Genomic DNA, 12,788 nt, shown 5'->3' with positions numbered 1-12,788 from the left:
TCCCGGACTTGATCCGGGACCGCTGGCCGTGACCAGCCCACATAGCTTCAGGGCGCCCGGCACAGCAGCGCCCACCTAAAGACAGCCACCGGTCCCGGATCAAGCCCGGGACGACGGTGTGCCATGACGCTTACTTCTTCGGTAGCTTCGCCGCGATCTCCGGCACTTTCTCAAGCTGCGGGCGCACGCTCTCCAGCGGTCCGACGATCACAACGCTCAGCTTGTCCACCGACAGTTCGCGCTTCGCGGCGGTCTGGAAATCCGCCGCCTTGAGCGCGCTCGCCCGACCGACGTAGCCATTGAGGTAGTCCACCCCCAGCCCTTGCACGTCGAGGTTGGCCAGCGATCCCGCCAGCCCATCGCGCGAGGACAGGCCCAGCACGAAGGTCCCGTTCATGTAATTGCGGATGCCCTGCACTTCGGCATCGGTGGGGAGAGTGTCCTGCATGCGCCGGATCTCCTTGTAGATCTCGGTGATCGCAGGCCCGGTCGATTCGGCTGTGATATCTGCGTCCTCCACCCAGAACGCCCCCTGCACCCGCTGCGAGAGCGACGCGCTGGGCGAGTAGGTGTAGCCCTTGTCCTCGCGGATGTTGCGGGTAATGCGCGAGGAGAAATAGCCGCCCAGCAGCGTGTTGGTGGCGCGGAAATCCATGTCGTAGCCGGGCTTGGCAACCCGCTTGCCGATCCATACGGTCGACTGCGGCGCGCCCGGCCGGTCGATCAGCACGACCTTGGGCGCGGGCTCGGCGGGCACGGGCAATGCGGTGGGTGCAGCGCCTGCCGCCCAGCCGCCGAACGCTTTCTCGACCGCCGCGCGCACCGTGGTAGGATCGAAGCGGCCGACGATATAGAGATGCGTGCGCGCCGCGCCGAAGTTGCCGGCATGGAACGCCTTGATCTGCTCCAGCGTGTAGCCCGACAGCTGCTGCGGCGTCGGGAACGTGCGCCCATAGGGATGCTCGGGATAGAGCGCCGCCGAGAATGCCTCGGACGCGATGGAGCCGGGGGTGGACTTGGCCACCATCAGGTTGCGCAGCATGTCGGCGCGCACCTTCTCCAGTTCCTCGGCCTTGAAGTCGGGGCGCTGGAGCAGGTCGGCGACGAGGGCGACGGCATCAGGCGTCGATTCCCCCAGCACGTCTATCATCGCCGAACTGGAATCGAGGCCGGTCGAAAGCGCCAGCGAACCGCCCATCCCCGCGGCGGCCTCGGCCAACTGCGAGGCGTCGCGCCCCCCCGCGCCCTTCTGCATCAAGGCGCCGGTGAGGTCGGCGAGCCAGACGTTCTGGCCGTCATCGATATTGCCGGTGCGTACGCTGGCGACGATCGTGACCTTGGGCACGTTGCCGTGCTGCGCCATGGTCACCTTCATGCCGTTGGCAAGCGTGAACTCGGTCAGCGGCGGCAGAGCGAAGGGTTTGGGCGCGGCCGGGGCGGGCGGCGTTTCCTTTGCCAAAGCAGGAGCAGCGGTCAGCGCCAGCGCGGCGGTGCAGAGGAGAAGATTCCGGATCATGATGCCCTCCCTCACTTCGCGGCCGCCGGAGCCGCGGCGACGGCGCCGGGCTTCAGGCTGATCACGGTACGGTTGGTCGAACGCAGGTATTCGCGCGCGGTCTTGCGGATCAGTTCGGGCGTGACCTTCTCGATCTCCGCCTCCATCCGGTTGATCCGCCCCGGATCGTCGTCGAACAGCGCGAAGCTGGCGAGCAGGTTGACCAGCCCGAAGCGGTAGCCATCGCCCACGGTATCGTAGATCTCGGAGCGGGCCTTGGTCTTGGCACGGGCAAGCTCGGCCGGAGTGACGAGGGTGTCCTGCAAGTCCTTCACCACCGCGTCGATGTCGGCGAGAATGGCGTCGTCGGTCACTTCCGGCCCGTGGATCAGGAACGCCGACCACAGCATCGGTCCGTTGTAGTCATAGGCACTGCCGAGCGGCCAGTTGATCCCGCCCGAGACGTTGCCTGCATAGCCCTTCTGGTTCACCAGCACCCGGGTCAGCCGGCTGTCCGCGCCCTGGATCAGCATGAGGTCGATCAGCCGCATCGCCGCCCACTCGGGCGTGTTCTTGGGCGGGACGTGATAGGCCCATGCCAGCGCCGGTTGCGGCGCCAGCGGGTCGGTCTTTTCGGAGCGCTTCTCCGCCGTCTGGCGCGGCTCGGAAATGTCGGGAAACTTGAGCGCGCCCGAGGCCGGGATCGGCCCGAAATACTTCTCGGTCCAGGCCATGACCTGCTTCGGATCGACGTCGCCCGCGACGACCAGTACGGCGTTGTTGGGCGCGTAGTAGTCCTTGAAGAACGCTTGCACGTCGGTCAGCGTCGCCGCGTCGATCTCCTTGAGATCGCCGTAGAAATTATGCGCGTTGTACCAGTTCGTATTCGCCAGCTGCGGCAGGTCGAGCCACGGGAAGCCGCCATAGGGCTGGTTGATGACATTGACCTTGACCTCGTTCTTCACCACGCCCTGCTGGTTGGTGAGGTTGTCCTGCGTGATGTCGAGGCCCTTCATCCGGTCTGCCTCGGCCCACAGGAACGTCTCGGTCGTGTTGCTGGGGATCGCCTCGTAGTAGTTCGTGAAATCGAACCGGGTGGAGCCGTTGAGCACGCCGCCGTTGGCGTTGACGAGGCCGATGAATTCCGCCTTGCCCAGGTTCTTCGAGCCCTGGAACATCATGTGCTCGAACAGGTGCGCGAAGCCGGTGCGGTCTTTAGGCTCGATGCGAAAACCGATACCGTAATAGACGCCGACGGTAGCGGTAGGCACCGAATGATCAGGCGAGATCACTACCTTCAAGCCATTGGCGAGCTTGTGGTATTCGACCGGCACTTGCCCCTTCGCGGGCGCCGGAGCAGCGGCGACCTTGGGAGCCGCCAGCACGGGCGAGGCGGAAAGCGGCGCCAGCGAGGCGGCGGCTAGCAGAACGGCGCGACGAACGGTGCCGAGTCTCATGGCGATGGTGCTCCCGGATGTGTCCCTGTTGATACGCCCCGGCAGGAGAAGCCGACTGCGCAACCGCTTGGCAATGCCAGACTATCCGTGAGCGGCCGGTTTGCAATCGACAAGCGACATTCGTCATCGACGAACGACTTGCGATTACAGAATTTTCACCGGAGCAATCCCTGGCGGGGTGGCTCCCCCTCAACCGAACAGCCAGTGCCCCAGCAGCCGGTCGAACGGGAAGGTGAAGAAACCCGCGATCAGCAGCGCACCGATGATCAGCCCGCGCACCGTGCGACGATGGCGGGCGACGTTGCCCTTTCGCGCGGCGAGCACCAGCACCGGCACCATCACGATGGTGAAGACCGAAAGGATATGGATCAGGCTGAAATGGCCGGGCTTGGTCGTCACGAACAGGCTGTCGACAGCGGTGAGGAACATCGCCCCCGCCCAGGCATAGCCGAGCGCGCGATGGCCGGGCGTCCCCCGCCGCTTCCACAGCAGCACCGGGGTCAGCGCCAGAGCCACGACGATCGTGAGCAAGTGCAGCCAGATGACGCCGGGAATGTTCGCCCATTCGGACATGCCCTTGAGCACCGCGACCCCGACGAAACCCAGCATGACGAGCGCCAGTGCCCCTAGCAGCTTCTCCAGCCGATCGGGCGCGATGGACTTGACGGTACTGCTCATGCGGCACCCTTGCGGTGAAATACCAGGCGCCACAGCGGCAGCGTGACCATCGCGAACTGGCTGATTTGCGGAATGACGAAAGCAAGCGCGACCGCAAGCGCCGCAGCGGCGATCACGCCGGGCGAACCGCTGTAGCGATTATCGGGACCGGGCACCGCCAGCCCCTTGCGCTCGATCCAGAACATCAGGAACCAGGCCAGAATCCCGGTCAGCAGCAGGTTCAGGTTGTAGCACAGCGCCGGGACGAAGGTATTGTGCCCCGCCGCCACGAATGCCGTGGTGAAGGGCATCACGCCGATCGCCAGCAGGTAGAGCAGGTTCGGCCAGACCAGCGCCACGTCGAAATGCGTCACCCGGCTGAATATCTGGTGATGCGACAGCCAGAACCGTCCGATCACCAGGAAACTGAGTACGAACGCCAGGAAATTGGGGATGAGCCTACCCAATTCCGCCCAATATTCATGAACCGGTGCGTCGGGGGGAAGATGCGGCACCTCGATCTCGAGCACCAGCAAGGTGATGGCGATGGCAAAGACCGCATCCGAAAAGAACACGATCCGTTCGAGCGCGAATTTCGCGCCGCCGTGCAATTCTGACATACTCATCAGAAGCCTGCGCCGTTTGGCCAACTCTGCGCGGCCAGCCCCATCACCTTGAACAATTGCCCCATCTGCCCCTCGTCGATCAGTCGATCCTTGTCGGAGTTTATGGCAGAAGATTGTTGCGGTGCAACAGCGCAAAGTTGCGCGGCGCGCGTTTCGATGCCGAGCGCGCGCAGGAATGCCCTTTGCGTCACCGTGCCGAGATGGCGCGCACCGCCCGCGACGGCGACTTCGGCCATCGTCGCGAAATCGACGAGACAGGTGAGATCGGCCTCACCGGGATGGGCGAAGGGATCGACCTTGGTATGCGCGCGGATCGCCTGCAGAGTCGAGCCGGTACGCTTTTCGGCGTAGCCATAGTCGATCAGCAGCGCCGCCCCGCCCTGCCCCTGAAGGCGACGGGCGATCTCGTCGACCACGGCGGCCGCGCCGGGGCAAGTCTCGATCAGGGTCTGCTCGGGCGCTTCGAGCCATGCCTCGGGCACGGCGGCGTCCATCGGACGATCGCCGGCGACCGGCACGAAGCGGTGGCCTTCGAGGCCGACCATGCGCTCGCGCCAGCCTGCCGCCGTCTTCACCATCTGGCGCACCGGGAGGGCGTCGAGGAACTCGTTGCCGACCAGCAGCAGCGGTGCGTCGGTGGGCAGGCTGTCCATGTCGGCGTGCCACTGCGCATCAGGCACTGCCTTGCGCTGCTCGGCGCGCAGGGCCTCGGAGCCTTCGACGAGATGGACCTCGGGGCTCAGTCCCTGCTTGCGCATGACCCGCAGCGCATCGCGCGCGAGAGTGCCACGACCGGGGCCCAGCTCGACGTAGTGCACCGTCGCCGGAGCGCCCGCGCGCATCCAGATATCGGTCAGCCACAGGCCGATCAGTTCGCCGAACATCTGGCTGATTTCGGGCGCGGTGACGAAATCGCCCGCGCCGCCGAGCGGGTCCTTGCCGGAGTAATAGCGGGCGTTCGATTCGCCCATGTACTGCTGGAGCGAAATCGGCCCGTAATTGGCGATCAGCCGCCGGAAGACGGCTGCCAGAGAGTCTTCGCCCCCGGCTTCGTCGCTCATCAGGTTATCTCGATAGGACGCCGGGTGGACAGTTCGGGCTTGGTCAGCGCGCGGGCGATCAGGAACAGGCCGAGCAGGATCAGCGGGATCGTCAGCCACTGGCCCATCGACAGGCCTGTGACCTGCGCGAAGCGCTGGAGCTGGGCGTCAGGCTCGCGGAAGAACTCGACGATGAACCGGGCCGAGGCGATGCCGGTGGTGAAGACGCCGACCAGCAGGCCGGGCCGGAAGCGCGCGCGGGTCTTCCAGTAGAGCGTGAGCATGACGATGATCATCAGCAGGCCCTCGAGCCCGGCTTCGTAAAGCTGGCTGGGGTGGCGCGGCAGCGGCCCGGCGTCGGGGAAGACCATCGCCCAGGGCAGCGGCCCGGAGACGACGCGGCCCCACAGTTCGCCGTTCACGAAGTTGGCGAGGCGGCCGAACAGCATGCCGAAGGGCACGCAGACCGACACGAAGTCCGCCACTCGGATCAGGCTCAACTGGTTGCGCCAGGAAACCCAGGCCATCGCCAGCATCACGCCGATGAGGCCCCCATGGAAGCTCATGCCGCCGTGCCACAGCTTCACCAGTTCGGCCGGGTGCAGCCACAGGCTCGGGATATCGGAGCCGCCGCCGGTGTAGAAGGTCGCATAGCCGAGCCGTCCGCCAAGGATGATGCCGACGGTGCAGTAGAAGAACAGATCGTCGGCATGGCGCTGCGCCAGCGGGGCGCCGGGCTCGCGGATCATGCGGCTGAGGTGCCAGTAACCCAGCACGATCCCCGCCAGATAGGCCAGCGAGTACCAGCGCAGCTCGAAACTGCCGATGCGGAACAGGTAGTTCGTGAGGCCGAGTTCGACCCAGTAGATGGGCTTTGGCGCCTGGGCGGCGGCGGCAAGCAGTGTCAGGGACAAGTGGCGGACCTCGTATGCTTCATTTCGCGGCCTTCTGGCATAGGGCGATGCGCGATGGTAGCGGGCTTTTCACTTTCGCGCGGTAAGGTCCGTATGCGGATGGGGCTTCGACAGGCTGTGCTGTGACCCTTCGACAAGCTCAGGGTGAGCGGCGTTTGGGGTAAACCTCTCCAATCCGCTCAGGCTGAGCCTGTCGAAGCCCCATCCGGCACAAAAGTCCGGGACGACGAATACTTCCCCAATTCCAAGGCAGTCTCTAAGTCAGGACGCATGAGCAGCGTGATCCGAATCCCCTCCCCCCGTTCCGTGATCGACCGGCGCGAACTTGTGCAGACGATCGAGAAGCTGGTGGACGCCTATGGCGCCGCCAAGGGACGGCGCTACATCGTCGAAACGCTGCGCACTGCCCTTGCCGACGGGCGCGAGGAAATCGCCCGCCGCCTCGACGCCAAGCCCTCGGCCGGGCACGAGGTCGCCGAGGCGCAGGCATTCCTCACCGACCAGCTGATCCGCGTCATCCACGATCACATCGTCACCAACGTCTACCCGGCCGGAAACCGCTCCAAGGGCGAGCGGCTGACGATCATGGCGGTCGGCGGCTATGGCCGGGGCGAGATGGCGCCGCATTCCGACGTGGACATCGCGTTCCTCACCCCGATCAAGCAGACGCCGTGGTGCGAGCAGGTGATCGAGGCGATGCTATACTTCTTATGGGACCTGTCGCTGAAGATCGGCCATTCGAGCCGCTCGCTCGACGACATGGTGCGCATGTCGAAGTCGGACCTGACGATCCGCACCGCGATGCTGGAGGGCCGCTACGTCTGGGGCGACCAGGACCTCTACGAGGAGGCCCGCGCCCGCTTCTTCAAGGACGTCGTGTCGGGCACAGAGCGCCAGTTCGTGGTCGAGAAGCTGGCCGAGCGCGAAGAACGCCACAAGCGCATGGGCGACAGCCGCTACGTCGTCGAGCCCAACGTCAAGGAGGGCAAGGGCTCCTTGCGCGATCTCCACGCGCTCTACTGGATCGGCAAGTATATCCACAAGGTCCGCTCGCCCGCCGAACTGGTCGACGTGGGGCTGCTGACGGCCAAGGAATACCGCAGTTTCCGCCGCGCCGAGAACTTCTTCTGGGCAGTGCGCTGCCACCTTCACACCATCACCCGCCGCGCCGAGGACCGCCTGACCTTCGACCTCCAGCGCGAGGTGGCGGCGCGCATGAACTTCTCCGACCGCCCCGGCAAGAGCGCCGTGGAGCGCTTCATGCAGATGTTCTTCCTGCAGGCCAAGGTGGTCGGCAGCCTGACCGGCGTGTTCCTCGCGCAGCTCGACGAGCAGTTCGCCAAGCGCCAGCCGCGCGGGCTGCTGGCGGGTTTCCGCGCCCGCGAACGGCTGCTCAAGGGCTACAAGGTGTTCGGCGGCCGTCTGCGCGCGCCCTCGGACGACTGGTTCGAGAGCGATCCCGTCCGGATGATCGAGATCTTCGTCCTCGCCGAGCGCGAGGGCCTGGAAATCCACCCCGAAACACTGCGCCTGATCTCCCGCGATGCCGCGCTGATCAAGGACGAGGTGCGGAGCGACAAGCGCGCCAATGAGCTGTTCATGGAACTGCTCACCAGCCGCCGGAACCCCGAAGTCGCGCTGCGCAGCTTCAACGAGGCGGGGGTGTTCGGCCGCTTCGTCACCGAATTCGGCCGCGTCAACGCGCAGATGCAGTTCGACATGTACCACCACTACACGGTGGACGAGCACACCATCCGCGCCATCGGCCTCGTCTCGCGCATCGAGAAGGGCGAGCTGAAGGACGACCACCCCCTCGCGCATGAGGTGATCCACAAGGTCCGCTCGCGCCGGGCGCTCTACGTCTCGGTGCTGCTCCATGACATCGCCAAGGGCCGCAAGGGCGACCACTCGGTGCTGGGCGCAGAGATCGCGCTGAAGCTGTGTCCGCGCTTCGGGCTGGACGAGGAGGAGACCGAACTGGTCTCCTGGCTGGTGCGCCATCACCTGCTGCTCTCCGCCACCGCGATGAAGCGCGATCTGTCGGACGGCAAGACCATCGCCGACTTCGTCGAGGTCGTGCAGTCGGTCGATCGCCTGCGCCAGCTGACGGTGCTTACCATCGTCGACATCCGCGCGGTCGGGCCGGGCACCTGGAATTCGTGGAAACGCCAGCTGATCGCCACGCTCTACGGCGCAGCCGAGGAACGCCTGCGTCTGGGCCATGCCGAATTCGGCCGTCCTAAGCGGGTCGAGGCCAAGAAGGCGCAGGTCGAGGCGATGGGCGGCGCCTATGCCGCGCTGGTCGAGAAGGTCGGCGCGATCCTCGGCGACGCCTACTGGATCGCCGAACCCGAAGACGTCATCGCCCGCAACCTCATCCAGCTCGATGCTTCGGACGACGAACCGCTGTCGATCTCGACCGAATACTACCCGGCCCGCGGGGCGACGCTGGTGACGGTGATCGCCTCGGACCACCCCGGCCTGTTCTACCGCATCGCCGGGGGCATCCATCTGGCGGGCGGCAACATCATCGACGCGCGCATCCACACCACCCGCACCGGCCGCGCGGTCGACAACTTCCTCGTGCAGGACCCGCTCGGCCGCCCGTTCATGGAGTACGGGCAGCTACGCCGCCTCGAACTCACCATCGAGAACGCGCTCGCCAACCGCATCAAGATTCTGCCGCAGCTGGTCGCCAAGCCCGATGCGCGCCCGCGCGCCGACGCCTTCGACGTGCGCCCGCGCGTCCTGTTCGACAACAAGGCGTCGAACCGCTTCACCGTGGTCGAGATCAACGCGCGCGACCGCCCGGCGCTGCTCAACCGGCTGGCGCATGCGCTGTTCGAATCCAAGCTGATGGTCCACTCGGCCCATATCGCGACGTATGGCGAACGCGCGGCGGACACCTTCTACGTGACGGACCTGCTGGGCGAGAAGATCACCGCCGCCCCGCGCATCAAGGCGATCGAGCGGCGCCTGCTGGAGGCCACCAGCGAGCCCAGCCTGGAGGAAGCGGTGGCGTGATCCTCCATCGTCATTGCGAGCGCAGCGAAGCAATGACGAAGTGTGGAGGAGACAACCTCTCGCAAATGCACATTGAAAGGAACCGCACACTGCCCCACATGTTGCACCGCAACAGGTTCCTCTCAAACAGGACGGCGCCGTGAACGCACCTGATCCCGATCCCCAATCCGTACTCGTACTGCAGGGCGGCGGAGCCCTCGGCGCTTATCAGGCCGGCGTCTACGAAGCGCTGGCGACACGTGACATCGCTCCCGACTGGGTCGCGGGCATATCCATCGGCGCGATCAACGCCGCCCTGATCGCCGGAAACGCCCCTCAGGACCGCATCCCCGCACTCAAAAGGTTCTGGCACGGCATCTCGCGCGAACTGCAGTACCGCCTCGACGAACCGATCGGCTTCGCCCGCCGCGCCTTCAACGAGGCTTCGGCGCAATATGCCGCCACCATGGGCCTGCCCGGCTTCTTCACCCCGCGCTGGCCAATGCCCTTGCCCGAGTGGCCGAACCACCTCTCGCGCCTGAGCTATTACGACACCGCGCCGCTGCGCCAGACGCTCCTCGACCTCGTCGATTTCGAACGCCTCAACAGTGCGGAAACCCGCTTCAGCGTCGGCGCCGTCAACATGCTCAAGGGCAACTTCGCCTACTTCGACAATACCGAGCGCACCATCGGCCCCGAGCACATCATGGCCAGCGGCGCCCTGCCCCCCGGCTTCCCGCCGGTGGAAATCGACGGCGAATGGTACTGGGACGGCGGCCTCGTCTCCAACACGCCGCTGCAATACGTGCTCGACAACCGCTCGATGCAGGAGATGAACGTCTACCAGGTTGACCTGTTCTCCTCGCGCGGGATCATCCCGACCTCGATGGCCGACATCGCCCAGCGCGAGAAGGACATCCGCTTTTCCAGCCGCACCCGGCTCAATACCGACACCTCGAAAGCCCTCCAGAAACTGCGCGCCGCCGCTAAGCGCCTCGCCCGCAGACTGCCCGAGGAATTCCAGGACGACCCCGATCTCGCCCGCCTGCTCGACTGCCGCCCGGCAGGCGCGGTCGCGGTGATGCACCTCATCAACCGCGCGCACGGTTACGAGACGAACTCCAAGGACTACGAGTTTTCGCGCCTGACCATCGACGAGCACTGGCATTGCGGACATGTCGATGCCGAGCATTCGCTGCGCCATCCGGACTGGGTGAACCGCGACATCGACCCCGATGAAATCGTGACTTTCGACCTTGCCGGAGACCGCGCGGGCGGCCGCCTGAAACATCCCCTCGCCTCGAATTCTTCAAATGGAGCAGCAGCATGAAGCTCAAGGACAAGGTCTGCATCGTCACCGGCGCCGCCAGCGGCATCGGCAAGGCCATCGCCGACATCTACGCGGGTGAAGGCGGCAAGGTGGTGATCGCCGACCTCAACCTCGAAGCCGCGCAGAAGGCCGCCGACGATATCGTCGCCAGCGGCGGGCAGGCCATGGCCGTGGCGATGGACGTCACCAGCGAGGAGCAGGTGAACGACGGCGTCGCCAAAGTCATCGCCGCCTGGGGCACGGTGGACGTGCTGGTCTCCAACGCGGGCATCCAGATCGTCAACCCGGTCGAGAACTACGCCTATTCCGACTGGAAGAAGATGCTGGCGATCCACCTCGACGGTGCCTTCCTGACCTCGAAGGCGGTGCTGCCGCACATGTACGCAGCTGGGTCGGGCTCGGTGATCTTCATGGGTTCGGTGCACTCCAAGGAAGCGAGCCCGCTCAAGAGCGCCTATGTCACCGCCAAGCACGGTCTGCTGGGCCTCTCCCGCGTGATCGCCAAGGAAGGCGGCAAGAAGGGCGTGCGCACCAACGTGATCTGCCCCGGCTTCGTACGCACCCCGCTGGTGGACAAGCAGATCCCGGAGCAGGCGAAGGAACTGGGCATCTCCGAGGAGGAAGTCATCAGCCGGGTAATGCTGGGCGGCACCGTGGACAGTGAGTTCACCACCGTGGACGACATCGCGCAAGTGGCGCTGTTCTTCGCAAGCTTCCCGACCAACGCGCTGACCGGCCAGTCGCTGGTGGCAAGCCACGGCTGGTTCATGGAGTGAGGTGAAGGGAAGGCCCCACACCTTCGCCCCCAACCTTCGTCATTGCGAAGCGGCAAAGCCGCTGAAGCAATCCAGGGCGTTTCAGGCCGCCCTGGATTGCTTCGGTACGCTCGCGGGTGACGAGCGTGGGGATAGGCCTGCTCTTTACCCGATCAGCGCTTCGGCGATCTGCACCGCATTCAGCGCCGCGCCCTTGCGCAAGTTGTCGTTCGATAGGAACAGCGCGAGGCCGTTCTCCACGCCCGGGTCCTTGCGCACGCGGCCGACGAACACGGGGTCCTTGCCGGTGGCTTCCAGCGGGTTGGGCACTTCGGTCACCACTACGCCCGGCGCGCTGCGCAGCAGTTCGAGCGCACGCTCGACGCTGACGGGACGCTCGAACTCGGCATTGATCGACAGCGAGTGGCCGGTGAACACCGGCACGCGCACGCAGGTACCCGAAACCGGCAGGCCCGGGATTTCGAGGATCTTGCGGCTCTCGTCGCGCAGCTTGATCTCTTCCTCGGTGTAGCCCTCCTCGGCATAGACGTAGTTCAGCGGGACGACGTTGTGCGCCATCGGCACCGCCCACTTCTTCGCCTCGGGCAGCAGCGGCGCGGTGTCACCGGCGGCGAGTTCGCGGGTGCGATCGCCGACGTGCTCGATCTGGCTGGCCAGCACCTCGATGCCTTCGAGACCACCGCCCGACACCGCCTGATAGGTCGAGACGATCAGGCGCTTGAGCCCCGCCTCGTCATGCAGCGGACGCAGCACCGGCATCGCCGCCATGGTCGTGCAGTTCGGGTTGGCGACGATGCCCTTGGGCAGGTTCGCCAGCGCATGCGGGTTCACTTCGGCGACGACCAGCGGCACCTCCGGATCCGAACGGAAGGCCGAGGAATTGTCGATCACGATCGCCCCCGCCGCAGCGGCCTTGGGCGCGAGTTCCCTGGCGGTCGAGCCACCGGCCGAGAACAGCACGACGTCGAGCCCCGAGAAATCGGCGGTCGCCGCATCCTCGACGACTACGCCGTCGATTGCCTTGCCCGCCGAACGGGCCGAGGCGAAGAGGCGAAGCTGGGCGACGGGGAAATTGCGCTCGGCGAGGATCTCGCGGATCATCGAACCGACGAGCCCGGTCGCGCCGACGACGCCGACGTTGAGCTTCTGACCGGGGGTAAACTTAGCTGCCATGACCTATGCGTCTCCTACTTGGTAGTGGAGCAGCGCGAGGGTCTGGTGTCTTCGTTTGGAGAGCCCCGCGTGCCGTTAAGTGCGGGGTGAGTGTCGCTCTGTGCCGTTCAGTACCAGCACACCGACGCCCACCGCGCGGACGCGGTCGGTTTCGGGGCGGTAATAATGATCGGCTTCACGAACATGACCGCGCCACTAGCGGCAAGCGCGGGCGGTGTAAATGGAATTTATGTTGCGCGTGCAGCTTGGACTTCGACAGGCTCAGCCTGAGCGGGATTGATAGACCAATTTAGAATTCCGCTCAGGCTGAGCCTGTC

At 65.6% G+C, this 12,788-nt stretch carries 10 protein-coding genes; 3 read left to right on the top strand and 7 right to left on the bottom strand.

The genetic code is table 11. The features are described from left to right. Nucleotides 1–130 precede the first annotated feature (130 nt). The 6 genes from ACYPYD_RS11700 to lgt form a co-directional block, all read right to left on the bottom strand. The gene (locus tag ACYPYD_RS11700) at nucleotides 131–1,516 is read right to left on the bottom strand and encodes a M16 family metallopeptidase (RefSeq protein WP_459663284.1); all 1,386 of its coding nucleotides are present in this window, start codon (nucleotides 1,514–1,516) and stop codon (nucleotides 131–133) included. Nucleotides 1,517–1,527: 11 nt separating this feature from the next. Next, nucleotides 1,528–2,952 (bottom strand): M16 family metallopeptidase, encoded by a 1,425-nt coding sequence (locus ACYPYD_RS11695; RefSeq protein ID WP_459663283.1) that lies wholly within the window; start codon nucleotides 2,950–2,952, stop codon nucleotides 1,528–1,530. 189 nt (nucleotides 2,953–3,141) lie between these two features. Then, nucleotides 3,142–3,630: a DUF2306 domain-containing protein gene (locus ACYPYD_RS11690; RefSeq protein WP_036526931.1), complete on the bottom strand. Its 489-nt coding sequence runs from the start codon at nucleotides 3,628–3,630 to the stop codon at nucleotides 3,142–3,144. Then, nucleotides 3,627–4,259 (bottom strand): TMEM175 family protein, encoded by a 633-nt coding sequence (locus ACYPYD_RS11685; protein WP_327195313.1) that lies wholly within the window; start codon nucleotides 4,257–4,259, stop codon nucleotides 3,627–3,629. The genes ACYPYD_RS11690 and ACYPYD_RS11685 overlap by 4 nt, the downstream gene beginning before the upstream one ends. Beyond that, nucleotides 4,235–5,296 carry a class I SAM-dependent methyltransferase gene (locus ACYPYD_RS11680; protein ID WP_459663282.1) on the bottom strand — a complete coding sequence of 354 codons (1,062 nt, stop codon included), beginning with the start codon at nucleotides 5,294–5,296 and terminating at the stop codon, nucleotides 4,235–4,237. The genes ACYPYD_RS11685 and ACYPYD_RS11680 overlap by 25 nt, the downstream gene beginning before the upstream one ends. Next, nucleotides 5,296–6,189, bottom strand: coding sequence for a prolipoprotein diacylglyceryl transferase (gene lgt / locus ACYPYD_RS11675; protein WP_069708319.1), 894 nt, complete (start codon nucleotides 6,187–6,189; stop codon nucleotides 5,296–5,298). The genes ACYPYD_RS11680 and lgt overlap by 1 nt, the downstream gene beginning before the upstream one ends. 270 nt (nucleotides 6,190–6,459) lie before the next feature. Between lgt and ACYPYD_RS11670 the strand changes: the two genes are divergently transcribed. From ACYPYD_RS11670 to ACYPYD_RS11660, 3 genes are all read left to right on the top strand, one after another. After that, complete coding sequence (locus tag ACYPYD_RS11670) at nucleotides 6,460–9,213, top strand: [protein-PII] uridylyltransferase (RefSeq protein ID WP_036526927.1); 2,754 nt, start codon at nucleotides 6,460–6,462, stop codon at nucleotides 9,211–9,213. 139 nt (nucleotides 9,214–9,352) lie between these two features. Then, nucleotides 9,353–10,522, top strand: a complete 1,170-nt coding sequence (locus ACYPYD_RS11665; RefSeq protein WP_459663281.1) for a DUF3734 domain-containing protein — start codon at nucleotides 9,353–9,355, stop codon at nucleotides 10,520–10,522. Further along, nucleotides 10,519–11,298, top strand: coding sequence for a 3-hydroxybutyrate dehydrogenase (locus ACYPYD_RS11660; protein ID WP_069708322.1), 780 nt, complete (start codon nucleotides 10,519–10,521; stop codon nucleotides 11,296–11,298). The genes ACYPYD_RS11665 and ACYPYD_RS11660 overlap by 4 nt, the downstream gene beginning before the upstream one ends. Nucleotides 11,299–11,442: 144 nt before the next feature. On the opposite strand, the gene ACYPYD_RS11655 is transcribed toward ACYPYD_RS11660, so the two are convergent. Next, nucleotides 11,443–12,471, bottom strand: coding sequence for an aspartate-semialdehyde dehydrogenase (locus tag ACYPYD_RS11655; RefSeq protein ID WP_069708323.1), 1,029 nt, complete (start codon nucleotides 12,469–12,471; stop codon nucleotides 11,443–11,445). Nucleotides 12,472–12,788 lie beyond the last annotated feature (317 nt).

It is taken from the genome of Novosphingobium sp. 11B (genome assembly GCF_054589055.1).
This window is presented reverse-complemented; position numbering and strand designations above follow the sequence as displayed.

Coding starts and splice junctions, on each gene's coding strand:
- ACYPYD_RS11700 (WP_459663284.1), bottom strand. CDS start 1,516: ATGATCCGGAATCTTCTCCTCTGCACCGCCGCGCTGGCGCTGACCGCT.
- ACYPYD_RS11695 (WP_459663283.1), bottom strand. CDS start 2,952: ATGAGACTCGGCACCGTTCGTCGCGCCGTTCTGCTAGCCGCCGCCTCG.
- ACYPYD_RS11690 (WP_036526931.1), bottom strand. CDS start 3,630: ATGAGCAGTACCGTCAAGTCCATCGCGCCCGATCGGCTGGAGAAGCTG.
- ACYPYD_RS11680 (WP_459663282.1), bottom strand. CDS start 5,296: ATGAGCGACGAAGCCGGGGGCGAAGACTCTCTGGCAGCCGTCTTCCGG.
- ACYPYD_RS11670 (WP_036526927.1), top strand. CDS start 6,460: ATGAGCAGCGTGATCCGAATCCCCTCCCCCCGTTCCGTGATCGACCGG.
- ACYPYD_RS11660 (WP_069708322.1), top strand. CDS start 10,519: ATGAAGCTCAAGGACAAGGTCTGCATCGTCACCGGCGCCGCCAGCGGC.
- ACYPYD_RS11655 (WP_069708323.1), bottom strand. CDS start 12,471: ATGGCAGCTAAGTTTACCCCCGGTCAGAAGCTCAACGTCGGCGTCGTC.